The sequence below is a fragment of the Thermus caliditerrae genome, from assembly GCF_021462525.1.
GTDB lineage: Bacteria > Deinococcota > Deinococci > Deinococcales > Thermaceae > Thermus > Thermus caliditerrae.
On record NZ_JAKEDT010000011.1, the window covers coordinates 1 to 23293 of the forward strand.

Annotated in this window: 21 protein-coding genes; 11 read left to right on the forward strand and 10 right to left on the reverse strand. The window is 68.1% G+C overall.

What is annotated here, in order from left to right:
- Positions 1-132: 132 nt before the first annotated feature.
- Positions 133-795: an L-serine ammonia-lyase, iron-sulfur-dependent subunit beta gene (gene sdaAB / locus L1088_RS07145; RefSeq protein ID WP_038046076.1), complete on the reverse strand. Its 663-nt coding sequence runs from the start codon at positions 793-795 to the stop codon at positions 133-135.
- 17 nt (positions 796-812) lie between these two features.
- Between sdaAB and L1088_RS07150 the strand changes: the two genes are divergently transcribed.
- The 3 genes from L1088_RS07150 to L1088_RS07160 are packed head-to-tail and all read left to right on the forward strand — an operon-like array spanning position 813 to position 4257.
- On the forward strand, positions 813-2744 hold the full coding sequence (locus tag L1088_RS07150) for a hypothetical protein (RefSeq protein WP_234554326.1): 1932 nt from the start codon (positions 813-815) through the stop codon (positions 2742-2744).
- Complete coding sequence (locus L1088_RS07155) at positions 2741-3592, forward strand: dihydrodipicolinate synthase family protein (protein ID WP_234554327.1); 852 nt, start codon at positions 2741-2743, stop codon at positions 3590-3592. The genes L1088_RS07150 and L1088_RS07155 overlap by 4 nt, the downstream gene beginning before the upstream one ends.
- A complete protein-coding gene (locus tag L1088_RS07160) occupies positions 3589-4257 on the forward strand; it encodes a hypothetical protein (protein ID WP_234554328.1) in 669 nt (222 codons plus the stop codon). The genes L1088_RS07155 and L1088_RS07160 overlap by 4 nt, the downstream gene beginning before the upstream one ends.
- Here the strand turns inward: L1088_RS07160 and cdd are convergent.
- Positions 4254-4622, reverse strand: a complete 369-nt coding sequence (cdd, locus tag L1088_RS07165) for a cytidine deaminase (RefSeq protein ID WP_038046072.1) — start codon at positions 4620-4622, stop codon at positions 4254-4256. The genes L1088_RS07160 and cdd overlap by 4 nt on opposite strands.
- Positions 4609-5934: a hemolysin family protein gene (locus tag L1088_RS07170; RefSeq protein ID WP_234554329.1), complete on the reverse strand. Its 1326-nt coding sequence runs from the start codon at positions 5932-5934 to the stop codon at positions 4609-4611. The genes cdd and L1088_RS07170 overlap by 14 nt, the downstream gene beginning before the upstream one ends.
- 82 nt (positions 5935-6016) lie before the next feature.
- On the opposite strand from L1088_RS07170, the gene L1088_RS07175 reads away from it, so the two are divergent.
- The 8 genes from L1088_RS07175 to acnA are packed head-to-tail and all read left to right on the forward strand — an operon-like array spanning position 6017 to position 17104.
- Positions 6017-6451, forward strand: a complete 435-nt coding sequence (locus L1088_RS07175) for a MarR family winged helix-turn-helix transcriptional regulator (protein ID WP_038046070.1) — start codon at positions 6017-6019, stop codon at positions 6449-6451.
- Positions 6444-7715 carry a TolC family protein gene (locus tag L1088_RS07180; protein WP_234554330.1) on the forward strand — a complete coding sequence of 424 codons (1272 nt, stop codon included), beginning with the start codon at positions 6444-6446 and terminating at the stop codon, positions 7713-7715. The genes L1088_RS07175 and L1088_RS07180 overlap by 8 nt, the downstream gene beginning before the upstream one ends.
- Positions 7712-8677: a TolC family protein gene (locus L1088_RS07185; protein WP_234554331.1), complete on the forward strand. Its 966-nt coding sequence runs from the start codon at positions 7712-7714 to the stop codon at positions 8675-8677. The genes L1088_RS07180 and L1088_RS07185 overlap by 4 nt, the downstream gene beginning before the upstream one ends.
- Before the next feature lie 2 nt (positions 8678-8679).
- Complete coding sequence (locus L1088_RS07190; RefSeq protein WP_234554332.1) at positions 8680-9861, forward strand: efflux RND transporter periplasmic adaptor subunit; 1182 nt, start codon at positions 8680-8682, stop codon at positions 9859-9861.
- The gene (locus L1088_RS07195; protein ID WP_234554333.1) at positions 9858-13157 is read left to right on the forward strand and encodes an efflux RND transporter permease subunit; all 3300 of its coding nucleotides are present in this window, start codon (positions 9858-9860) and stop codon (positions 13155-13157) included. The genes L1088_RS07190 and L1088_RS07195 overlap by 4 nt, the downstream gene beginning before the upstream one ends.
- 3 nt (positions 13158-13160) lie before the next feature.
- Entirely contained in the window at positions 13161-13913 is a 753-nt protein-coding gene (locus tag L1088_RS07200) for an alpha/beta hydrolase (protein WP_234554334.1), read from the forward strand.
- 4 nt (positions 13914-13917) lie between these two features.
- Positions 13918-14415, forward strand: a complete 498-nt coding sequence (locus tag L1088_RS07205) for a carboxymuconolactone decarboxylase family protein (protein ID WP_234554335.1) — start codon at positions 13918-13920, stop codon at positions 14413-14415.
- Positions 14399-17104, forward strand: coding sequence for an aconitate hydratase AcnA (gene acnA / locus L1088_RS07210; RefSeq protein WP_234554336.1), 2706 nt, complete (start codon positions 14399-14401; stop codon positions 17102-17104). Before L1088_RS07205 ends, acnA begins: the two co-directional genes overlap by 17 nt.
- A gap of 96 nt (positions 17105-17200) precedes the next feature.
- On the opposite strand, the gene atpD is transcribed toward acnA, so the two are convergent.
- Genes atpD through L1088_RS07245 form a run of 7 tightly spaced genes read right to left on the reverse strand, consistent with a single transcriptional unit; the run spans position 17201 to position 23292 of the window.
- Entirely contained in the window at positions 17201-17872 is a 672-nt protein-coding gene (gene atpD / locus L1088_RS07215) for a V-type ATP synthase subunit D (protein ID WP_135259451.1), read from the reverse strand.
- A gap of 9 nt (positions 17873-17881) precedes the next feature.
- Positions 17882-19318 carry a V-type ATP synthase subunit B gene (locus tag L1088_RS07220; protein ID WP_234554337.1) on the reverse strand — a complete coding sequence of 479 codons (1437 nt, stop codon included), beginning with the start codon at positions 19316-19318 and terminating at the stop codon, positions 17882-17884.
- An 11-nt stretch (positions 19319-19329) separates the two neighbouring features.
- Positions 19330-21066 carry a V-type ATP synthase subunit A gene (locus tag L1088_RS07225; protein ID WP_234554338.1) on the reverse strand — a complete coding sequence of 579 codons (1737 nt, stop codon included), beginning with the start codon at positions 21064-21066 and terminating at the stop codon, positions 19330-19332.
- Positions 21067-21078: 12 nt separating this feature from the next.
- On the reverse strand, positions 21079-21393 hold the full coding sequence (gene atpF, locus L1088_RS07230) for a V-type ATP synthase subunit F (protein ID WP_234554383.1): 315 nt from the start codon (positions 21391-21393) through the stop codon (positions 21079-21081).
- A gap of 2 nt (positions 21394-21395) precedes the next feature.
- On the reverse strand, positions 21396-22367 hold the full coding sequence (locus L1088_RS07235) for a V-type ATPase subunit (protein ID WP_234554339.1): 972 nt from the start codon (positions 22365-22367) through the stop codon (positions 21396-21398).
- A gap of 3 nt (positions 22368-22370) precedes the next feature.
- The gene (locus L1088_RS07240; protein WP_038042822.1) at positions 22371-22937 is read right to left on the reverse strand and encodes a V-type ATP synthase subunit E; all 567 of its coding nucleotides are present in this window, start codon (positions 22935-22937) and stop codon (positions 22371-22373) included.
- A gap of 55 nt (positions 22938-22992) precedes the next feature.
- Positions 22993-23292 carry an ATP synthase subunit C-like protein gene (locus L1088_RS07245; RefSeq protein ID WP_234554340.1) on the reverse strand — a complete coding sequence of 100 codons (300 nt, stop codon included), beginning with the start codon at positions 23290-23292 and terminating at the stop codon, positions 22993-22995.
- Position 23293 lies beyond the last annotated feature (1 nt).

The window sequence follows — 23293 nt, forward strand, 5'->3', positions numbered from 1 at the left end:
CGCTGGGGTAGGATGGGCGTGTCCTCTGCACCCTTCAAGGATACAAGACTTTTACGACAGCCTCTAAGTGCCCCCAGAAAGGCCATGGGCCAGGCGTTTCGGCCTTTGCCGATGGGGTACCGTCGCAGGCCCTTAGTCCATCACGGGAGGGATCTGCCGCACCCAGAGGATGTAGGAGAGGTACCCCAGGTACCTTAGGGGCACCTCGGAAAGGGGACGGTCCACCTCAATGCTCATCATGGCCTCCCCACCCCGCTTCTTCCGGCTCACGGTGAGGTGGGCGATGTTCACCTCGTCGTCGGCCAGGATGCGGGCCACCCGCGCCACCACCCCCGGGGTGTCCACGTTGCGGATGACGAGGGTGGGAGCGGCGCCGGTGATGCGCACCTCAAAGCCGTCCAGGTCGAAGACCCGCACCAGCCCCCCGCCCAAAGAGCTTCCCGTGACCACCAAGCGCTCCTTCTCCCCTTCCAAGACCATGCGCACGGTGTTGGGATGGACGTCCCCCAGCTCCACTTCCCGGAAGACCACCTCCACCCCCTCGGCCTGGGCCAGCTCCAGGCTCACCTTCAGCCTTTCGTCGTCCGGCTTAAGACCTAGGACCCCTGCCGCCAGGGCCAGGTGGGTGCCGTGGCCCTTGCCGGTCTTGGCGAAGGAGCCGTGGAGGCCAAACTCCACCCGCCGGGGCTTTTCTCCCAGAAGGTGGCGGGCCAAAAGGGCCAGGCGGCAGGCGCCGGCGGTGTGGCTGGAGGAAGGCCCCACCATCACCGGGCCGATCATGTCCAGTAGACCCATGCCTGTAGAATAACCCCATGCGCGCGTTCCTGACCCGGGCCATCGGCTTCCTCTTGGCCCTGGGACTCCCGGTTTTAGGCCAAAGCCTGGTGGTCCCGAAGGAGGTCCAGGCGGGAAGGCCCGTGGTCCTGGAGGGGCGGGACCTGCCCGAAGGGCGCTTCCCCCTGGTGCTGGAAGGACCCGAGGGGCAGGAAACCCTGGAGGTGGAGGCCCAGAAGGGAAGGTTCCAGCTGGAGCTACACCCCAAGGCCCCTGGGGAGTACCGCATCCGCCTTTCCCTGCCCTCCGGAGCCCTGGAAGCCCGCCTCACCGCCCTGGCTCCCACCACCGCCGAGCTGACCCAGGAAGGCCTTAAGCTCCCCTGGGGCCTCCTGCCCCTGCCCCCAGGGGACTGGCTGGGACCCTTGGTCCAGGGGGATAAGGTGTACGTGGCCCAGGGGCTTTTGGTGGTGGAGACCCGCCTGAAGGGGGAAGCCGTCTCCTTCCACTTCGCCCCGGCCCGCCTCCTGGCCCTCCGTCCAGGCCCTGAGGCCCTCCTCCAAGGGGACTGGGTCCTGCCCATCCCCTTCCCCCCCTTGCCCTTTGAAGGCCACGGGGAGGACCTAAAGGCCCTAGGCACCCTCCTCCAGGCCCTTAACCCTCCTAAGCCCTGGCCTTATTTCGCCTACTGGACCCAAGACCCCGCCAGCCTCACCCCGGAGGACCTGGAGGCCTACGGCCAGGACCTGCTGGCCCGGGGCCATAGGCCGGAACTCTTCTTCGGCCAACCGGAGGTGGCCCGCATGGCGGAGGTCTCCCGCTCCCTGCGGCAAAAGGATCCCGAAAAGGCCCTCCTCCTGGCCCAGGCCCTTCTCCGCTACACCCCCCTTTTCCCAGGTTCCTTGGCCTTTTTTAAGGAAACGGCCCAGTACCTGGAGGCCCAGGGGCACCCGGCCCAGGCCTTGCGCTTCCAGGAAGCGGAGAAACTCCTTAGGACCTGGCTTCCCCCAAGGCTTTCCCTGCTTTCCCCCGCCCTTGGGACCTTGGGCCTGGCGTATTTGGCCCTTATGCTCTACCTCTTCCTCTTTTACCTGCCCGCCCAGCTAAAGGACCTGAAGCCCATCGGTGGCTACCTGGGTGGGTTCTGGCGGCACCCCCTCCTGCGCCTTCGGCACCTCCACCTGGCCTACGCCAGCCTGGGGGAACGGGTGCTGGCCCTGGCCCTCTTCCTGGCCCTCGGACTGGGCCTCCTCCTTCAGGGACTGGACGCCCAGGTGCGCAAAGGACTTTTCGCCTCCCCCTTGGACCAAGGCACCCTCCGCACCCAAAAAGCCCAGGACTGGCTCCGCACCCTGCCCTCTACCCCCGAGGTCAAGGCGCTTCTGGGCTACGCCCTCCTTTCGGAAGCCCCCAAGGAGGCCCGGGACCTCCTGCGGGAGGCCTCCTTACCCTTTGCCCTGGCCCTTAGGGGAGACGAAACCGCCTTGGCCCAAGCCTACCGTAAGGCTCCCCTCGAGGGCCCCATCCGCACCGCCTTAGGGCTGGGCCAGGACCCCTGGGGGGCCAGGGAGCCAGGCCCCTCCGTGCGCACCCTTTATCAGGCCCTCCTCCAGGTGGAGCTAAAGCGCCTCCTGGAGGATCCCTTCCGGGGGTTCCTGCACCTCAGCACCCCCCTTCCCGAAGGGGTGAAGCCTTGGGCCTTCGTGGGCTTCTGGCTCCTCCTTCTTTACCACCTCCTCACCTTCCTCCTACCCCGGCGCAGGACCCCGGTCCCCCCCTCCTGGGCCCTGGGGGTGCGCCTCCTGGTACCGGGAAGCCTGGGGTTCTCCGCGGGGCTGGGCCTCGTGCTTCTCCTCCTTTTCGCCTACGGGCTCCTGGCCCTCCTGGAGAGGAAGGGACCGACCCTCCTGATCCTGGCCTATGGGCTCCACCTCCTGGGGTTGGCCCTTAGCCTGAGGAGGTCCGCATGATCCTTCCTCCCATCCCCACTCCCTTTGACCGGGAAGGCCGCCTGGACGCGGAAGCCTTTCGGGAACTGGCGGAAGCCCTAGAACCCTTGGTGGACGGGCTTCTCATCTACGGCTCCAACGGGGAGGGCGTCCACCTGACCCCGGAGGAGCGGGCCCAGGGCCTGCGGGCCCTGAGCCCCAAGAAGCCCTTCCTGGTAGGCCTCATGGAGGAAACCCTGCCCCAGGCGGAGCGGGCCCTCCTGGAAGCTAAGGAAGCGGGGGCCATGGCCCTCCTGGCCACCCCGCCCCGCTACTACCACGGAAGCCTCGGGGAAGGGCTTCTCACCTACTACCAAGCCCTAGCGGACAGGATGCCCGTCTTCCTCTACCACGTGCCCCAGAACACCAAGGTAGACCTCCCCCTCCCTGCGGTGGAGGCCCTGGCGGCCCACCCGCAGGTCCTGGGCATCAAGGACTCCAGCGGGGACCTAACCCGCCTGGCCTTTTACCAGGCCCATCTGAAGGATTTCCGGGTCTTCACCGGCCACGCCCCCACCTTCCTGGGGGCCTTGGCCCTGGGCGTGGAAGGGGGCATCCTGGCCGCGGCCAACCTGGCCCCCCGGGCCTACCGCGCCCTCTTGGAAGCCTTCCGCGGAGGACGCCTGGAGGAAGCCCAAGCCCTCCAGCGGCGCCTTTTCCCCTTGGGGGACCTCCTCGCCAAGGGGGGGGTGCCCCTCCTCAAGCAGGCCCTCCGCCACCTGGGCCTGCCCGCGGGCTACCCCCGGCCGCCCTATCCTGAGGAAAGCCCCTTCTGGCCGGCCTTTTTGCCGGAGCTGGAAAGCCTGAAGGAAGAGGGGTGGATCCTATGAAGGCCTTCTTCAGAACCGGTTTTCTCCTGGTCCTTTTGGCCCTGGGGGCCTGCGCCCCCCAGACCCTCACTCCCGAGGCCCGCTTCCTGGGGGCGGAGCTACGGGGCCTGGAGCTCTCCCCGAGCCCAGCCCTCCTTCTGGGCCTCAGGGTGGCCTTCCACAACCCCAACCCCTTCCCCCTGCCCCTTTCCGCCTTGGGCGCCCGGCTCAAGGTGGGCGAGGTCGCGGTGCCCCTGGACCTCACCCTGCCCCCAGGAGCGAAGGAGGAGGTGCTTCTGGTGCGGCTTATCCCGCAAAACGCCCTGAACACCGCCCAAGCCCTTCTCTCCCCGCAGGGGGTGGAGGTGGCCCTGGAAGGCCGCACCCTGGGGCGGGAGCTGACCTTCTTCCGCACCCGGGTGGCCCTACCCTTAGAGCCCCCAAGGGTGCGCCGGGCAGGGGTGAACTTCTTCCTGGAAAACCCCAACCCCCTGCCCCTCCGGGTGGAAGGGCGGCTTGTCCTCCTGGGCCAGAGCTTCCGGGTGGAGGCTGACCTGCCCGCCCGGGGGGAAGGAAGGCTTCAGGTGGTGGGCTTCCGGCCTGGGCTAGAGCGGGGTTCGGGAAGGCTGGAGCTCACCCTCGAGATCCCAGGCTTCTTCCGCCAGACCCTGGTCCTGGCCCTTTAGAGTTTGAAGCCGAGGGGAAGGAGCTCCCCCAAGGAGCGCACCTCGTACCCCTGGGGCCCGTGCATCACCACCTCCGCCTCGGGCCCGCCGAACTCCAAGAGCACCTGGCGGCACCCCCCACAGGGGGGAATGGGGCCTTTGGGGCTATAGATGTGCACCCGCTCCAGCTTCCTTTTCCCCGCCAGGACCATGGCCGCCACCGCGTTGCGCTCGGCGCACTGGGAAAGGGGAAAGGAGGCGTTCTCCACGTTGACTCCAAGGAAGCTTTCCCCCTCCGCCTCCACCAGGGCCACCACGGGAAAGCCGGAATAGGGAGCATAGGCCCGCCCCACGTGGGCCTTCAGGATTTCCCTAACCTTCTCCATGCTCCACGAGCCTTTCCACCCGCACCCGTTCGATGCGCCTTTGGTCGGCGCTTTCCACCACGAAGCGGAAGCCCTGCCACTCCACGCTCTCCCCCACGCTGGGGATACGCCCAAACTGCTCGTAGAGGAAGCCCGAGAGGGTGTCGTACTCCCCCTCGGGAAGCTCCACCCCTAAGGCCTCGGAGACCTCGTCCACGGGGGTCTGGGCCTGGATGGAGAGGGTGCCGTCGGGGAGGCGCCTGATGGCGGCGTCCTCCGGCTCGTCGGTTTCGTCGTAAATCTCCCCCACGATCTCCTCCATCACGTCCTCGAGGGTCACCAGGCCCGCCGTGCCCCCGAACTCGTCCACCACGATGGCCATGTGCACCTTCCGGCGCCTAAGCTCCCGCAGGAGGGTCCAGGCGTCCATGTTCTCGGGCACGAAGTAGGGGGGGTGGGCGATGGAGGCCACGGTGCGCGCCTTGAGGTCCTCCTCGCAGTAGTAGTCCAGGAGGTCTTTGGCGTAAGCCACCCCCACGATGTGGTCCACGCTCTCCCGGTAAACGGGCACCCGGCTGTAGCGGTGCTCGCGGAAGAGGTGGAGGAAGTCCTCCAAGGTGGCGTCGGCCTCGATGGCCACCATGTCCACCCGCGGGGTCATGATCTCCCGCACCGGGGTTTCCTCCAGCTCCAGGATGGAGTGGATCATCTCCTCCTCCTGGGCCTCGATGGTGCCGGACTCCTCCGCCCCCGCCAGGATGAGCTTGAGCTCCTGCTCGGACACCAGGGGCGTGCCCCGGGGCTCGAGGCCCAGCACCTTGAGCAGGGAAACGGAAACCAGGCTAAAGAAGCGCCCCACCGGGTAGAGGAGGACGGAGAGGAGGTAGATGGGCCAGGCGGCCACCCGGGCCAGGGGTACGGCGTGGTGCACGGCGATGGACTTGGGGGTGATCTCCCCGAAGAAAAGGATCAGGAAGGTCATGACCCCGGTGGCCACCCCCACCCCCGCGGAGCCGAAGGCCCGGGTGGCCAGGTCCGTGACCAAGGCGGTGGCGGCAATGTTCACCAGGTTGTTGCCCACCAGGATGGTGGTGAGGAAGCGGGTGATGTCCTGGGCCAAGAGGCGGAAGGGCCCCCCTTGGGCTTCCGAAAGCTCCCGCACCTTCCAGGGGTAGAGGGTGGTGAAGGCGGTCTCGCTGGCGGAAAAGAAGGCGGAAAGGACCAGGAAGAGGGCCAAAAGAAAAAGGTCCCCAGGACTAGGGGCTTGGGACTGGGCCAGGGCTACGGTGCCGAAGGGCAAGAAGAAGAGCCACCGACTGGGAGGTCTGTCCATATCACCTTTTCGCATTGTACACCATGGGCAAGTGTGGCCCGGCCCCACCTCCTTACTTCACCTTTCTGTATAGTTGAAGGGTATGAATGGTCCGCCCCTCACCCTGGTGGAAGAGCTTTCCCGGTTGGGCTACGCCCTCATGCGCCTCCTCTTTGCCCGGGCCAAGGAGGTCTTCGCTAAGGAAGGGGTATCCCCCCTGCAGGCGGAGGCGCTCCGCCTGGTGGCCGAGGGGGTGCGGCTGCCCTCGAGGCTGGCCGAGCACCTGGAGGTCCTGCCCTCCCAGGTCTCCCACCTCCTGGCCTCCTTGGAAGAAGCCGGGCTCCTGGAACGCCACCCCGACCCCGAGGACCGGCGGCGGGTCCAGCTCCAGCTCACCCCCAAGGGAAAGGCGGTGCAAGGACGGCTCCAGGCAGCCTGGCTGGAGGCCTACCGCCAGCACCTTAGCCGCCTGAACACCGCGGAGCTTCTGGCCTTCCGCGACCTGCTGAAAAAGCTCACGGAGGTGGAGCGTGGCTAGGCCCTGGGCCCTGCTTTTCCTCCTGGTCCCGGCCCTGGCCAGCGGCCACGCCCTAGTGCCCTTGCGGGAGCACCCCCTCCTCCGCCAGGCCCAAGCCCTTCTGGAGGCAGCGCGCAAGGGGCTGGAAGCCCAGGCCAGCCCCCTCGCCCTCAACCTCCAGGGCAACTACGCCCGGCTAGGCTACGAGTGCACCCCCGCCTCCCTCTGCCCAAGCCTCCCCGCCACGGGGGGGAGCCTCACCCTGTCCCTGGTCCTCACGCCCTTCCCCTTCGGGGAGACCGCAGACGGGCTAGCAAGGGCCCAGATCACCTACCGCCGGGCGGAACTGGGCTACCGCAAGGCCCTCACCGCCCTACAGGCCCAGGCGGTGGCCGCATACGGCCGTCACCGCCAGGCCCTTTTGGGGGTGGAGGCGGCGGCCAAGGGCGTGGAGCTGGCGGAGAAAGCCCTGGAGGCCGCCAGGAAGCGCCAGGCCAACGCCAAGGAGCTGCGCGAGGCGGAGCTTGCTCTCCTGGAGGCGCAAAACCGCCTCGAGGAGGCCCGCCGCGGCCTGGAGCTGGCCAAGCAGGCGGCGCTAGGGCTGGTGGACCTGGAAAAGCCCCTTCCCGAGATCCCCCCGCCCAAGGGGAGCACGCCCCTTGCCCTGGAGGAAGCCCGCCTAAGCATGGCGGAGGCCGAGATCGCCTACGAGAGTGCCCTCCGCGCCCTCCTGCCCCAGGCGCAGGCCAGCTACCTCCTCTACCCTAGCGGCAACGACACCCTGGCCCTTTCCATTTCCAGCCGCTCCCTGCAGCCCACCCTCTCCTACACCCGGCAGGACCCGGCCCGCCAGCCCACCCCGGTGCCGGGCGGGGGCAGCTACCGCACCCAGGAGGAGCTCCGGCTTTCCCTCTCCCTCACCCTCTCCCCTGGGCTCCTGGCGGCCCTGGAGGCGGCCAACCTCCAGAAGCAGGGGGCAGAAGAGGCCCTGCGGGCGGCCGAGATCCAGGCCCATCTTCAAGAGGCCAGCCTGCGCCACGCCCTTCAAGGGGCCGAGGCCGCCTTGGCCCTGGCCCAAAGGCGCCTGGCCACACAAGAGCAGGCCCTGGAGGAAACCCGAAAGCGCCTGGCCCTGGGGCTGGAAAGCCCCTTGGGCCTCCTCCAGGCTGAACTCTCGTGGATGCAGGCCCGCCTGGGCCTGGCGCAAGCGGAAAGCGAGTACCGAAACCGTCTGATGGAGCTTTACCAGTTCTACGGCGAGCTTTTACCGGAGGTAAATCCATGAAACGACCCCTTATGACCCTTCTCCTCCTGCTCCCCGCCCTGGCCCAGCCCCTCCCCGAGGCCCTGAAGCGGGCCCCCGAGGCGGCGGCGGTGGTCACGGCCCGGCTGGACCACGTCCTGAAGCAGAAGGACCTGGCCCGAACCCTCCAAGACCCTTTGCGCACTGCCCTCTCCGAGCTCCAAGCCCGGCAGGCCGCCCTCCTGGCCGAGGCCAAGCTCAAGCGGGCCCTGGCCCAGGCGGAAAGCGACATCGTCGCCGCCTACGCCCAGGCCCGGGAGGCCGAACTCCAGGTAGCCCTGGCCGCCAAAGCCCTGGAGGTGGCTGAGCTGGGCCTCAAGGCCACCGAGGTGCGGGTGAAGGGCGGGGGCGCCACCAGCCTGGACCTCATGGAGGCGCAGAACCGGGCGCTGGAGGCCCGGAAGAACCTAGAGGCCGCCCAGCGCGGCCAAGAAAGCGCCCTGGCCGCCTTGGCCAACCTGGTGGGGGCCTGGAATCCGGAAAGCGTCCATGAGCTTCCCCCCATCCCCGGCGAGGAGGTGGTGACAAGCCTCCTCCAGGAGCACGCTGACCTTCTCCAGCTCCGGCAGTCCTTAGAGCTCCTCCGCTTCCAGCGGGGCCTCCTGGACGAGAGCTTCGCCGCCAGGAAGGACCTCGAGGCCCTGGAGGACCAGGCCAAGACCCTGGAGGAAAACCTGCTGAGCCTGGAGCGCTCCCTAAGGGTAGCCCTGGAGGCCCGCCAGCGCCAGCTCGCCCCCCTCCTCCAGGGGGTGAAGACGGCGGAGGAAGCCTACCAGGCGGCCCAGGAGCGGTACCGGGCCGAGGAAAAGCGCTTCCAAGCCGGGCTCACAAGCCGCCTCTCCCTCCTGCAACAGGAGCTCGCCCTGAAGCAGGCGGAGCTCTCCTGGGAGCAGGCCAAGCACGCCTACCTGAAGGCCTACTACGGCCTTTTGGCCTCGAGGTGAACATGCGCCGACTCCTCCTTCTCCTACCCCTCCTCCTCTTCGCCTGCGCCCCCAAAAAGGCGGAAGCCCCCGCCCAGGAAGCCCAAGCCCCCCTGGCCCTCCAGGTGCGGGTGGTGGAGGCCAAGCGGGGCGTCCTGGAACGGGAAGTGCGGGCCTCCGCCAGCCTGCAGGCGGAACGGGACAGCCTGGTGGCCGCCGGGGCCGCAGGCCGGGTGCTCAAGACCCTCCCCGCAGGCACCCCGGTGCGGGCCGGGGAAGGGGTGGTCTACCTGGACCCCGCCCCCTTCCAGGAGGCCCTGGAGGCCGCAAGGCTCAACCTCCGCCAGGCGGAGGCCAACCTGGAGCGGGCGCGGAACCAGCTCCTGGGCAACCGGGCCGCCCTCCAGGCCCAGCTGGAGGCGGCCAAGGTGCAGCTGGAAGCCGCCAAGAGGCGCTACGAGGAAGGCCAGGCCCTCCTCCAGGCGGGCGCCCTGGCCCCCCTGGACCTCAAGGCCCTCGAGGCCCAGCTCCGCCAGGCGCAAAGCGCCTACGAGAACGCCCGGGAAGCCCTCTCCCGCCTGGAGCGGGCCGAGGACCTCAGGCTCTTGGAGCTCCAGGTGGAAGGGGCCAGGCTCCAGGTGCGTCAGGCGGAACGGAACCTCAAGGAGAGCGTGGTGCGGGCCCCCTTCGCTGGGGAGGTGGTGGAGGTCTTCGTAAAGGAAGGGGAGTTCCTGGGCACGGGTAGCCGCGCCTTCCGCCTGGCCACCACCGACCGCCTCCTGGCCAAGGTCTACCTGCCCCCGGAAAAGGCCAGCGCCCTGGGGCCGGAAACCCCCTTCACCCTGCGCCAAAACGGGCAGGAGGTGGCGGCCAGGCTCCTGCGCAAGTCCGAGCTTCCGGGCCAGAACCGCCTGGTGGAGGTGGTGCTAGAGCCCCAGGGGGCCCTTCTGCCCGGCCCCGCCGAGGCCCGCTACCGGGAGCGGGTGGCGGAAGGGGTTCGCTTGCCCGCCGGCGCGGTGCGCATTCAGGAGAGCGAAGCGGTGGTCTACCGGGTGGAGGACGGCCGGGCCCGGGAAGTCCGGGTGCGGCTGGTGGCCCAGGAAGGGACCCAGGCGGTGGTGGAGGGCTTGCCCGAAGGGGCCCGGGTCATCTACCCCGTCCCCGAAGGCCTTAAGGACGGCGACCCCGTGGAGGTGCTCCCGTGAGGGAAAACCCCTTGGTGGCCTTCTTCGTGGAGCGCTTTGTCTTCGCCACGGCCATCTTCGTGGGCCTGGTGCTGGTGGGCCTGCTGCTGGGCCTAGGGCTCGGGGTGGAGCTCCTGCCCCGCTTCAGCGTGCCGGTGGTGGCGGTCTCCACCAGCTACCCCGGGGCGGGCCCGGAGGAGGTGGCGGAGCAGGTCTCCAAGCCCCTGGAAGATGCCCTTTCCACCCTAAGCGGGGTGGACACCATCGGCAGCAGCTCCAGCGAGGGCTTCAGCCTGGTCTTCGTCCAGTTCCAGCAGGGGGTGGACGTGGACCGGGCGGCGGTGGAGGCCAGCCAGAAGGTGGCCGCCGCCCGGGGCCAGCTCCCCAAGGACGCCTCGGCCCCCGTGGTGCAGAAGTTCGACCCCTCGGCAAGCCCCATCCTCTACCTGGCCCTCGAGGCCCCGGGGGAGGACCTCTCCCAGGTGCTCCGCTACGCGGAGCGCACCCTGAAGCCCAAGCTCCAGCTGGTGCAGGGGGTGGCGGACATCCGCCTCACCGGGGCCCCCAAGCGCTCCATCCGGGTTTACCTGGACCCGGACCGCCTGCAAGCCCTGGGGGTGGCCCCAGGGCAGGTGGCGCAAGCCCTCTCCGCCTCGGCCCTCAACCTGCCCTTGGGAAGCCTCACCGAAGGGGAGAAGCGCCTGGTCTACACCCTGCGGAGCACCCCGGCCACGGCAGGAGAGGTAGCAGACCTCCTCCTGGACCCCTCCCGTGGCCTTAGGGTGCGGGACGTGGCCCGGGTGGAGGAACGGGCCGAGGAGCCCACCACCCTAAACCGCCTGAATGGCCGCCCCGCCGTGCTCCTGGCGGTGGTGAAAACCCCAGACTCCAACGCCGTGGCCGTGGCCGACGGGGTAAAGCGGGCCCTTTCCGAGATCCGCCTCCCCCAAGGCTACCGGGCGGAGGTGGCCCTGGACACCACCCGCTTCATCCGCGCCGCGGTGGAGGACACGGTGCGGGAGGCCTTTTTAGCGGCCCTGGCCGTTTCCCTCGTGGTCTTGGTCTTCCTGGGGAAGCTCAACTCCGTGTTCTCCGTGATCCTGGCCATCCCCATCACCCTCTCCGGGGCTATCCTCCTCTTCGGCGTTTTAGGCTTCACCTACAACCTCATCAGCCTTCTCGCCCTCACCGTGGCGGTGGGCATCGTGGTGGATGACTCCATCGTGGTGGCGGAGAACATCGACCGCTACCGCCGGATGGGCTTTGGCCCAAAAGAGGCCGTTCTCAAAGGGGCATCCGAGGTGAGCGTGGCGGTGGCCGCGGCCACCTTGAGCCTCCTTGCGGTTTTCCTCCCCATCAGCTTCCTCCCGGGGCTCATCGGGCAGATCTTCCAGCAGTTTGGCCTGGGCATGGCGGCGGCCATCGCGGTGAGCTGGCTGGAGGCCCTCCTCTTCCTCACCGTGCGCCTCGCCTACTTCCCCGACCCCGAGCCCCCAACGCTCAAGGAAGCCTTCCGTTCCCTAAACCTCCTCCCCCAGGACCTCCGCTTCGCCTACCGCAGGGGCTTCCGCACCCCTTTAGGGCTGTTGCTGGGGGGCATGACGGCCTTCCTGCTTTGGCGGCAGGGGCCGCTGTACCTGCTCCTCCTGCCCCTTTACCCAGCCCTCCTGGGGCTCCTGCGGTACCTGGGGCGTTTCCTCTTGGACCTGGCTGGGGCCGCCACCCGCCTCCTTCACGGCCTGGCGGAGGCGGGCCTGAGCCGCCTCACGGAGGCCTACGCCCGCAGCCTGGCCGGCGCCCTGAGGCGCCCCGGCCTGGTCCTCGGGATTGCGGGCCTCGCTTTCTTCTCCATCTTCCCCATCCTGCCCAAGATCCCCTTCAACTTCACCCCCCGCTCCGACACCGGGGTGCTCACCGCCACCCTGCTCCTGCCCAAGGACACGCCCCTGGCGGTGGCGGACCGGGCGGCGCGGACCCTCGAGGCCTATTTCCTCACCCACCCCGCCGTGCTCCGGGTGGTGACCACCGTGGGGGCCAGCGCGGTGGGCGGGGCCCAGGTGGGAGACCCCAGCCGGGTCCAGCTCCAGATCGTCCTCAAGCCCAAAGGGGAACGGCAGGACATTTTCACCCTCACCGAGGCCTTCAACCGGGAGGGAAAAGCCCTTCTGAAGGACTTTCCCGGGGCCGACCTCCGGGTGCTGGCCCAGACGGGCCCCGAAGCTGGGGACGCCGATCTGCAGTTCTTCGTCACCAGTCCCGACCGGGCGCTTTTGGAGAAGCGGGCACAGGCCATCACCGCCCTCATCGCCGAGAAGCCCTACGTGATGAACGTGAAGAGCACCCTCGAGGCCACCCAGCGGGAGCGGGTCTTCGTCCCCGACCCGGCCAGGCTCGCCGGGACCGGCCTCACCCCCGCGGACCTGGCCCAGGCCCTGAGGCTCTACCTCTCCGGTACCCAGGCGGCCACCGCCCGGCGCTCGGGAGAGGAGTTCCCCGTGGTGGTCCAGGCCGACCCCCTGCGCCTGGGAAACGAGGCCAACCTCCTTTCCCTCCCCGTCTACGCCCCAGCCCTGCAGGCCTTCCTGCCCCTAGGGAGCCTCGGGCGGTTCGTGGAGCGGCCCGGACCCACCCTGATCTCGAGGCGCAACCAAGCCTACGCCGCCGGGATCAACATCAACCTCAAGCCCGACGCCCCTGGGAGCTTCCAGATCCAACGGGAGCTGGAAACGGAGCTTAGGGAAAAAGGCCTCTTGGGCGACGGGGTGGAGCTCATCGCCACCGGCCTGGGCTCCTTCACCGGGGAGCTGGCCCGGCTGGCCCCCCTGGCCTTCCTCCTGGCCCTGGTCCTCAACTATCTGGTCATCGCCAGCCAGTTCAACGCCTGGCGCTACCCCTTCTACCTCCTCCTCCCCGTGCCCCTGGCCCTGGTGGGGGCCTTCTGGCTCACCTACCTACTGGGTACCGGCCTGGACGTGATCAGCGTCCTGGGCGTGGTGATGCTCATCGGGCTGGTGACCAAAAACGCCATCCTCCTTTTGGACTTCGCCGTGAAGCGCATGCGGGAAATGCCCCTGAAGAATGCCCTGGTGGAAGCGGCTAGGCTCCGCCTAAGGCCCATCCTCATGACCACCCTCACCGTGCTCATCATCAGCCTGCCCCTCCTTCTGGGCACGGGAGAAGGAGCGGAGTACCGCAAGCCCCTGGGCGTCATCATCCTGGGGGGGCTCCTCTCCTCCACCCTGCTTACCCTCTTCGTGGTGCCCGCAGCGTTTTATGCCTTTGAACGGCGGCGGGCCCAAGAACCCGTCCTGAGGTGAAGCGTGAGTGCCAAGAAGCTCCTCTTCCTCTTCCTGGCCGCGGCCCTGCTCCTGGGCGGGGCGGTGGTAGGGGTGGCCTTTTACTTCCTCCGACCCCTGAAGGCCGAGAGGGTAGCCCTGGAAGCCCTCGCCCGCCCTAGCCTCACCCTGCGGGAAGCCCCCTACGGCCTGGAGCTCGTCCCCAAGGCCCCCAAGGCCCTTTTGGCCTTCTACCCCGGGGCCCGGGTGGAGCCTTTGGCCTACGCCCCGGCCCTGGCCTCCGTGGCGGAGGCCGGGTACCTGGTGGTCCTCCTGAAGGTGCCCTCCGGCATCGCCCTCCTGGGAAAGGAGCGGGCTCTGGAGGCCCAGGCCGCCCACCCTAACCTCCCCCTGGTGGTGGGGGGGCACAGCCTAGGCGGGGTGGCGGCGGCGGAGGTGGCCGCCCGGGAAGGGCTTCCCCTGGTCCTTTTCGCCAGCTACCCCGAGGCCGACCTCTCCGGGCAGAGCCTCCCCACCCTGGCCCTCTACGGCACGGAAGACGGCCTCCTCCCCCCGGAGGAAGCCCGGGAAAAGGCCAAGCGCCTCCCCCGGGGAGCCCGGGTGGTCTTCCTAGAAGGACTGAACCACGCGGGCTTTGGGGCCTACGGCCCGCAGAAGGGGGACCGGCCTGCCACCCGGCCCAGGGAAGCCCTCTGGCAGGAAATCAGCCAGGAGGTCCTTCTCTTCCTGGAGGGCCTGGGGTGGGACACCCCGCCCCCGCCCCAGGCCCTACGCTAAGGATATGGAGCGCACCCACGAGCGGGTTCTACGGGCCATGCGGGAAAACCTGGGGGAGGGCCTTCCCAAGGCCATTCCCCTCCTGGCCGAGAAAGCCCCGGGCCTCCTTTTGGAGCACGGGCGGAGCTGGACCTTCGCCATGCCGGAGAAGGGAGCCTTGGACGAAAGGACCCGCACCCTCATCCTCCTGGGCATCGCCCTGGCCACGGGTTCGGAAAGCTGCGTCAAGGCCATGAGCCACCGGGCCAAGCGCCTGGGCATTCCCAAGGAGGCCCTTCTGGAAACCCTGAAGATCGCCCGGCAGGCCCAGGCCAACGCCGTCTTGGGCCACGCCACCCCCCTTTTGGATCTTGGGCCACGCCACCCCCCTTTTGGAAGTGCTATAGTGGGAAAAGCCGGGGCGGGCGCCCCCCCTCGGGAAACTTCCCCCAACAACCGAGCCCAGCTTAGCCCTTTGCCCTTCGGGGGAAGGGAAAGGAGTGGACATGAAGGACAGCTTTAAAGCCCTGAAGACCCTCGAGACCGCCAGCGGCACCTACGGCTACTTTGACCTTAGCGAGCTGGAGCGGCAGGGTGTGGCGGAGGTCAGCCGCCTACCCTTCTCCATCCGGGTCATGCTGGAAAGCCTCCTCAGAAACGAGGACGGCTACCAGGTGACCCGGGAGGACATCGAGGCCCTGGCCCGCTGGCAACCGGAGCCCGGGGAGATCAACGTGCCCCTGAAGCTGGCCCGGGTCATCCTCCAGGACTTCACCGGGGTGCCGGCGGTGGTGGACCTGGCGGCCATGCGGGACGCCGTGGCCGAGCGGGGCGGGGACCCTGAGCGCATCAACCCCGTGGTCCCTGCCGACCTGGTCATCGACCACTCGGTACAGGTGGATGCCTTCGGCACCGCTTACGCCTTCTTCTACAACGTGGAGAAGGAGTACGAGCGGAACAAGGAGCGCTACCTCCTGCTCAAGTGGGGCCAGGGGGCCCTCAAGAACTTCCGCGTGGTACCCCCGGGCACCGGCATCGTCCACCAGGTGAACCTGGAGTACCTGGCCCAGGTGGTGATGACCGAAAAGCGGGATGGCCTCCTTCTCGCCTTCCCCGACAGCCTGGTGGGCACCGACAGCCACACCACCATGGTGAACGGCCTCGGGGTCCTGGGCTGGGGGGTGGGGGGCATCGAGGCCGAAGCGGTGATGCTGGGCCAGCCCTACTACATGCTGGCCCCCAAGGTGGTGGGCTTCAAGCTCTACGGGGAGCTTCCCGAGGGGGCCACCGCCACCGACCTGGTCCTCACCATCACGGAAATCCTCCGCAAGCACGGGGTGGTGGGCAAGTTCGTGGAGTTCTACGGCCCCGGGGTCGCCAAGCTCTCCCTGGCCGACCGGGCCACCATCGCCAACATGGCCCCCGAGTACGGGGCCACCATGGGCTTCTTCCCCGTGGACGAGGAAACCCTCAACTACCTGAGGCTGACGGGCCGCCCGGAGGAGCTCATCGCGCTGGTGGAGGCCTACACCAAGGCCAACGGGCTTTTCCGCACGCCTGAGGCAGAGGAACGGGTGCGCTACTCCGAGTACCTGGAGCTGGACCTCGCCACGGTGGAACCCTCCCTAGCCGGCCCCAAGCGGCCCCAGGACCGGGTGCCCCTCAAGGAGGTGAAGGGGAGCTTCCTGGCCCACCTCACCAAGCCGGTGAAGGAGCGGGGCTTCGGCCTCACCCAGGACCAGCTTTCCAAAAAGGTGCTGGTCAAGCGCCAGGACGAGGAGTTTGAGCTCACCCACGGCTCGGTGGTCATCGCCGCCATCACCAGCTGCACCAACACCTCCAACCCCACGGTGATGCTGGGCGCGGGGCTTTTGGCCAAGAAGGCGGTGGAGGCGGGGCTGGACACCAAGCCCTGGGTGAAGAGCTCCCTGGCCCCGGGCTCCAAGGTGGTGACCGACTACCTCGAGGCCAGCGGCCTCCTCCCCTTCCTCGAGGCCCTCCGCTTCCACGTGGTGGGCTACGGCTGCACCACCTGCATCGGCAACTCCGGCCCCCTCCCGGAGGACATCGCCCGCGCGGTGGAGGAAGGCGACCTGGTGGTGGCCGCGGTCCTCTCCGGCAACCGCAACTTTGAGGGGCGCATCAACCCCCACGTGAAGGCCAACTACCTGGCGAGCCCCATGCTGGTGGTGGCCTACGCCCTGGCGGGGCGCATGGATATCGACTTCACCAGCGAGCCCCTGGGCTTTGACCCCAACGGCAAGCCCGTCTTCCTCAGGGACATCTGGCCCTCCATGGAGGAGATCCGGGAGGCCATGGCCAAGACCCTGGACCCCGAGCTCTTCAAGAAGGAGTACGCCAGGGTCTTCGAGGGGGACGAGCGCTGGCAGGCCCTCCCCGCCCCCAAAGGGGAGCGCTACCGCTGGGATCCTGAAAGCACCTACATCCAGAACCCGCCCTTCTTCGAGGAGCTGGGCCGGCGCCAGGTGGGGGACATCCGGGGGGCCAGGGTGCTTCTGGTCCTGGGGGACTCGGTGACCACCGACCACATCTCCCCCGCCGGGGCCATCCCCGTGAAGAGCCCCGCGGGCCAGTACCTCCTGGCCAAAGGGGTTAAGCCCGAGGACTTCAACTCCTACGGCTCCCGCCGGGGGAACCACGAGGTGATGATGCGGGGCACCTTTGCCAACATCCGCATTAAGAACCTCATGCTGGATGGGGTGGAAGGCGGCTACGCCAAGAAGCTCCCGGAGGGAGAGGTGGACTTCGTCTACAACGTGGCCATGCGCTACAAGGCCGAAGGGACGCCCCTTCTGGTCATCGCCGGCAAGGAGTACGGCACCGGCTCTAGCCGCGACTGGGCCGCCAAGGGCACCTACCTCCTGGGGGTGAAGGCGGTGCTGGCCGAGAGCTTCGAGCGCATCCACCGCTCCAACCTGGTGGGGATGGGCGTCCTGCCCCTGGAGTTCCTCCCCGGGGAGAACCGGGAGACCCTGGGCCTCACCGGGTACGAGGTCTACGACATCCTGGGCCTTGAGGACCTCTTCCCCCGGAAGCGGGTGGAGGTGGTGGCCAGGAGGGAGGACGGCTCCGAAATCCGCTTCCAGGCCATCGCCCGTCTGGACACAAACGTGGAGGTGGACTACTACCAGAACGGGGGCATCCTGCAGACGGTGCTCCTCAACCTCCTGAAGGAGGCCAAGGCCCAGTAGGCCAAGCGGCAGGAGGCCCCGGGGAAACCCCGGGGCCCTTGCCCACGCCGCCCCTCTATGGGGCCCCCACCCTAGCCACGCCAGGGTGGGGTGGTATTAAAGGCCCGCCCCGATTTCCAGGTGCGGGTTGGGACGCCCGCCCTCGGCCTCAGCCTCCCGGGCCTCGATCTTGCCCTTGATGCGCTTGAGGCGGAAGGTGTCCTCCCGTTCCCGTTGCTCCAGGACCTGCTGGATGAAGCGGATCTGCGAGCGGATGCCGGGGATGACCACTTGCTCCAGGGCGTTCACCCGACGGGTGGTCTTCTTGATCTCCTCCCCGATCTTCTTCAGGCGGGTTTCCGTGTTGGCCACCTGGATCAAGGCCTCGGCGTAGCGGCGAAAGGCCCGGGCGGCTTCCAAGGTGTAGGCTGGGGTGCCCACCGGGGAGAGCAAGGCCCCATCGGGGAAGGTGGCCTTGAGCCTCGGCACCTTGCTGCCCCAGACGTTTTCCACCTGAGCCTCCACCCCCTCGAGGGGCCTCACCCCCAAGGCCGCAACGGAAACGCTCTCCGGCCCGTCAAAGGCCTGGGCGAGAAGCAAGGCCCCATAGGCTTCCTGGGCCGCCTGGTTCAGGGCCTTGCGGGCCTCGAGGGCCTCCTTGACCAGCCCGAAGAACTCGGCCACCAGGGCGTCCCGCTTCTTCTTGAGGAGGTCCACCCCCTTCTGCGCCAGGCGCATCTGGCTGCGCCGTTGCAGAAGGTTCATGCGGGTGGGGCTTACCTGGCTCATCTAACCTCCTTAGTCCAGGGCTTGCGGAGCACCCCAGATCTCCTCCAGCTTCTGCCCGTAGTACTTGCCGATGTGGTCGCGGGAGATCCGCTTAAGCTCTCCCTGGGGCAGCATGGAAAGCAGGGCCCAGGCGATCTGCAGGCTCTCCTCGATGGAGCGGTTCTGCTGGCCCTGGTTGATGAAGTGCCGCTCAAAGGCGTCGGCGAACTGCAAGTAACGGCGGTCGTTCTCCGTGAGGGCGTCCTCGCCGATGATGGCCACCAGCTTGCGGATGTCCACCCCGTTGGCGTAGGCGGAGTAGAGCTGGTCGGACACCTGCTTGTGGTCCTCCCGGGTCTTGCCCTTGCCCACCCCGTTGTTCATGAGCCGGGAAAGGGAGGGCAGGGGGTCGATGGGCGGGTAGATGCCCTTGCGGTGGAGCTCCCGGGAGAGCTGGATCTGCCCCTCGGTGATGTAGCCGGTGAGGTCGGGGATGGGGTGGGTGCGGTCGTCGTCGGGCATGGAGAGGATGGGAATCTGGGTCACGGACCCCTTCTTGCCCACCACCACCCCGGCCCGCTCGTAGATGGTGGCCAGGTCGGTGTACATGTAACCGGGGTAGCCGCGCCGCCCGGGGATCTCCTCGCGGCTCGCCCCGATCTCCCGCAGGGCCTCGCAGTAGTTGGTCATGTCCGTGAGGATGACCAGCACGTGGTAGTCGTGCTCAAAGGCCAGGTACTCCGCCACGGTGAGGGCCATGCGGGGGGTGAGGATGCGCTCGATGGTGGGGTCGTCCGCCTTGTTGAGGAAGAGGACGGAGCGGCTCAAGGCCCCGGTGCGCTCGAACTCCTGGATGAAGTAGGAGAGCTCCCGCTGGGTGATGCCCATGGCGGCGAAGACCACGGCGAAGGGCTCCTCCTTCTCCCCTTCCCCGGAGAGGTCCGGGCGCACCGTGGCCTGGCGGGCGATCTGGGCGGCGATCTCGTTGGCGGGAAGGCCCGAGCCGGAGAAGATGGGAAGCTTCTGCCCCCGCACCAGGGTGTTCATCACGTCGATGGTGGAGATACCCGTTTGGATGAACTCCTCGGGCTTCCTCCGGGCCACCGGGTTCAGGGGCAGGCCCACGATGGGCAGGCGCTTTTCCGGGGTGATGGGGGGCAGGCCGTCGATGGGCTTGCCGATGCCGTTGAAGCGCCGCCCCAACATCTCCTTGGAAACCCCGAGCCGGGCCACGTCCTCCACCAGGCTGACGCTGGTGGTGGCCAGGTCCAGCCCCGTGGTCTCCTCAAACACCTGGATGACCGCGTACTCCTCGGAGACCTCGATCACCTGGCCGCCGCGCACCCGGCCCGTGCCGTCCTTGATGTCCACGATGGCGCCGTAGGCCAGGTCCTTGGCGTTCTCCACGAAGAGGAGAGGCCCCGAGATGTAGGTGATGCCCGTGTACTCCTTCTTCAAAAGGTCCATCTTCCCTCCCCCTAGGCCAGGGCCTTGAAGGCCCCCTCGATCTCCTGCATGGCCGCCTCGAAGTAGCGGGGGAACTCCTCCTCGCTCTGGTAACGGGCCCGGCCGATGCGTTCGATGACGGGCAAGGCCAGGATCTCATCGATGGTTATCCCCCGCCGAATGGCCGCCTCAGCCTCCTTGTAGAAGGTGAGGATCATCTTCATGATGCCGTAAGCCTTCCCCATGGAGCAGTAGGCGTCGATCTCGTGGTAGGCGTTCTGCTGCAGGAAGTCCTCGCGGATAATGCGCCCCACCTCGATGACCAGGCGCTCAGCGTCCTGCAGCGCATCGGGACCCACCAACTGCACGATCTCCTGCAGGCCCGCCTCCCGCTGCAGGAGCTCGGAGATGGCGTCCCGCAACTCGGGGTAGTCCCTGGCCACGTTCTCCCGATACCAGGGGTCCAAGGCCCCGGTGAAGAGCGAGTAGGAGCCGTTCCAGTTGATGGCCGGGAAGTGGCGGCGGAAGGCCAAGGAAGCGTCCAGGCGCCAGAAGGCCCCCACGATGCGCAGGGTGGACTGGGTCACGGGCTCGGACATGTCGCCGCCGGGAGGGGAAACGGCCCCCACGATGGTCACGGCCCCCTCCTCCCCATTCAGGGTGATGACCTTGCCCGAGCGCTCGTAGAAGGCGGCCAGCCGAGCGGCCAGGTAGGGGGGGTAGCCCTCTTCTGCGGGCATCTCCTCGAGGCGGCTAGAGATCTCCCGCAAGGCCTCGGCCCAGCGGCTGGTGGAGTCGGCCATGAGGGCCACGGCAAAGCCCTGGTCGCGGAAGTACTCGGCGATGGTCACCCCCACGTAGATGCTGGCCTCGCGGGCGGCCACGGGCATGTTGGAGGTGTTGGCGATGAGCACCGTCCGGTGCATGAGGGGCCCGCCCGTCTTAGGGTCGGTGAGCTCGGGGAACTCCACCAACACATCCGTCATCTCGTTGCCCCGCTCCCCGCAGCCCACGTAGACCACCACGTCGGCGTTGGACCACTTGGCCAGGGACTGCTGGGTCACGGTTTTGCCGCTCCCGAAAGGCCCGGGGATGGCCGCGGTCCCGCCCATGGCCACGGGGAAGAGGACGTCCAGGATGCGCATGCCCGTGAGGAAGGGGGTGTTGGGGTCCAGCTTCCTCTGCACGGGCCGGGCGCGGCGCACGGGCCAGGTGTGGTACATCTTGAGCTCGGTGCCGTCCTCCAGGACCACCACCGGCTCCTCAATGGTGTACTCCCCAGCGGGCTTCACCTCCTTGACCCGGCCCTTCACGTCCGGGGGCACCAGGATCTTATGGGTGAAGTTGAACTCGGGCACGGTGCCGAGCACCATGCCTCCCCGCACCTCGTCCCCCGGCTTCACCCTGGGAGTCCAGGCCCACTTTTTCTCCCGGTCCAGGGCGTGAACCACCACGCCCCGGGTGATGTAGATGCCGGTCCTCTCCCGGATACGCTCTAATGGGCGCTGGATGCCGTCGTAGATCCCATTCAGCATCCCCGGGCCCAGCTCCACCGCCAGGGGGAGGCCCGTGGACACCACGGGCTCGCCCACCTTAAGGCCAGAGGTGTCCTCGTAGACCTGGACGAAGGCGGTGTCCCCGTCCAGGCGGATGATCTCCCCCACCAGGCCCTCGTGGCCCACCTTGCAGATGTCGTACATGCGGGCCCCGGTCATGCCCTTGGCGATCACCGCCGGGCCCGCGATCTTCTCAATCACGCCTTGGATCATCTTCCCTCCATTCTACAGCTTGATGTCAAAGCCGATGGTCCTCCTCACCAGCTCCCGCATGTAGCCCTCCACGTCGGGGTTCTGGAAGGCCTCCTTGAGGCCAGCAATGGGAAGGAGAACCGGCAGGTCCTTGCCCCGCATGAGGCGCTCCACGGCCTTCTCCGGCTCCGGGAGAAGCCCCTGGTCCACGGCCACCAGGGCGTAGCGTCCCGCCTGCACCAGCTCCTCCAGCCGGGCCCTGGCCTCCTCGGGGGAGGCGGCGGGATAGGCCTCGAGGCCCGCCAACCTAAACCCCTGCGCCGCCTCGGGGTCAGCGATCACCGCGATCTTCATGGGCAGACCACCTCCTCCTCCACCTGGGCCCGGGGAAGGCCGAAGTAGGCCCGCCTGGCCAGAAGCCTAAGCCGCACGGCCTCCCACTCCCGCTCCTTCAAATAGGCCAGCACCAATCCCACGCCCAGCGGGTCGGAGGCTCCCTTTCTGGCCTCCTTCAGGAGGAGGCACCTGAGCCGCCTTTCCAGGGCCCTGAGGTCCCGCACGCCTGCCAAAGGGGCGAAGTGGGTGCCCGAAAGCTCGTCCAATACGGCGTAATCCCCCTCGAGAAGCCGGGCGAAGCGGACCCTGTCCACGAACCGCCCACCCCGTACGAAGACGGTTTCCACCTGCACATCCTGCCCCTGGAGCTTGAAGGCGGTGCGCAGGTTCTCCGCATCCACCTCGAGGACCAGGTAATCCCTCAAGGCCGTCTCCTCCAGGGCCTTGGAGGCCTTGGCCACCCCTTCAAAGAAGCGCTTGGCCAAAAGGGCCTCCATGCGCGCCAGGTCCTGGGTTTCCCGGAGAACCGCCCTCAAGGACCGGGCCAGGGGATGGCCGGGCACGGAAAGCACCTGGGCCATCCCCGCCGCATCCTGGGCCTCGTAGGCCTGCCGCCAAAGGGCCTCCTTTAAGGTACCCGGGAGAAGCACCACCTCTTCAAAGGGCTTCCCCGTGGCCTTGGCCCGGAGGACGGCCTGGAGGTTGGTGAGATCGTTCCTGAGGAGGAGAAGCCGCACCGCCTCCCGAGCCTCCCCCGTGACCAACCCCGCCAGGTCCCCCACCAACCGGGCCTGGGTGAGGGCTACGGCCCGGTCCACCTCGGGAAGGCCTTGGCCGGCCAGATCCCGGCCGTAGACGCTCTCGGAAAGTAGACGCAGGAAATCGGGATAGGAAAGGTCCAAGGCCTCCTGGAAGAAGCTCTCCTTGAGGAGGGTGCTCCTCCTGGCCCGCACCCGGGCGTTTAGGTAGCCGAAGTCGTCCGCCATGTCCTAGCCCCACACCACCTGGGCCACCTTGGAGGAAAGGGCATCCCAGGCCCGTTCCAGACGGCTTAACAGGGCGTTCTCCACCTGGGTCCTGCCCCCCTTGCCGATGGCCCTCACCCCAAGGCGCAAGACAGGGTCGGCCCTAAGCTCCAGGCCCCGCTCCCGCGCCAGACCCTCGAGGTGAGGAAGGTTGTCCGGATGGGAGGCCAGGGCCTCGGGCTCGCCCAAGGCCGCAAGGGCCTCCTCGGCCAGTTTCCGCAACACCTGAGGCCAGTCGGGGCTATCCGGCAAAGCCCTGAGGGCCTCCTCCACCTTGGCCTTCACCTGGGAGAGCACCTCCCCCTTGGCCTCGGTACGGGCTGTGGCCAGGAGGAGTTCCCCGGCGCTTTCTGTCCGGCGGAGGGCGGCCTGCAGGCTGGCCTCGAGGGCCCTCTTCCGGGCGCTGAGGAGCGCTTCCGCCTTGGAACGGGCCTCAGCCACCACCGCCTCCGCCTTGGCCCGGGCCTCCCCCAGGAGGGCCTGGATCTCCGCCTCCACCTCCTGGCTCAAAATGGCTTCCAGTTTGGACATCTTCCCTCCTTGGGAAAAGGCCCCACCCCAAGAGGGGCAGGGCCAAAGCGCTCGCTTAGAGCTTGCCGTTCAGGATGAAGGCGATGAGGAGGCCGAAGATCACCAGGGTCTCGGGCAGGAGGAGGAAGATCAGGGCCGTACCGAAGTTGCCCCGGTCCTCGGCGATGGCCCCCACGCCCGCCGCACCGATCCGGGCCTGGGCCACACCGGTACCAAGGGCGGCCAGGCCCACCGCCAGGCCCATGCCCACGGCGATAAGACCCCGGTCCATCCCTCCGGAGGCCGCCGCCTCCTCCGCCGCGAACGCCAGAGCGCCAAACACCGCCACCAGAACCGACACCAGAAGCTTCTTCATC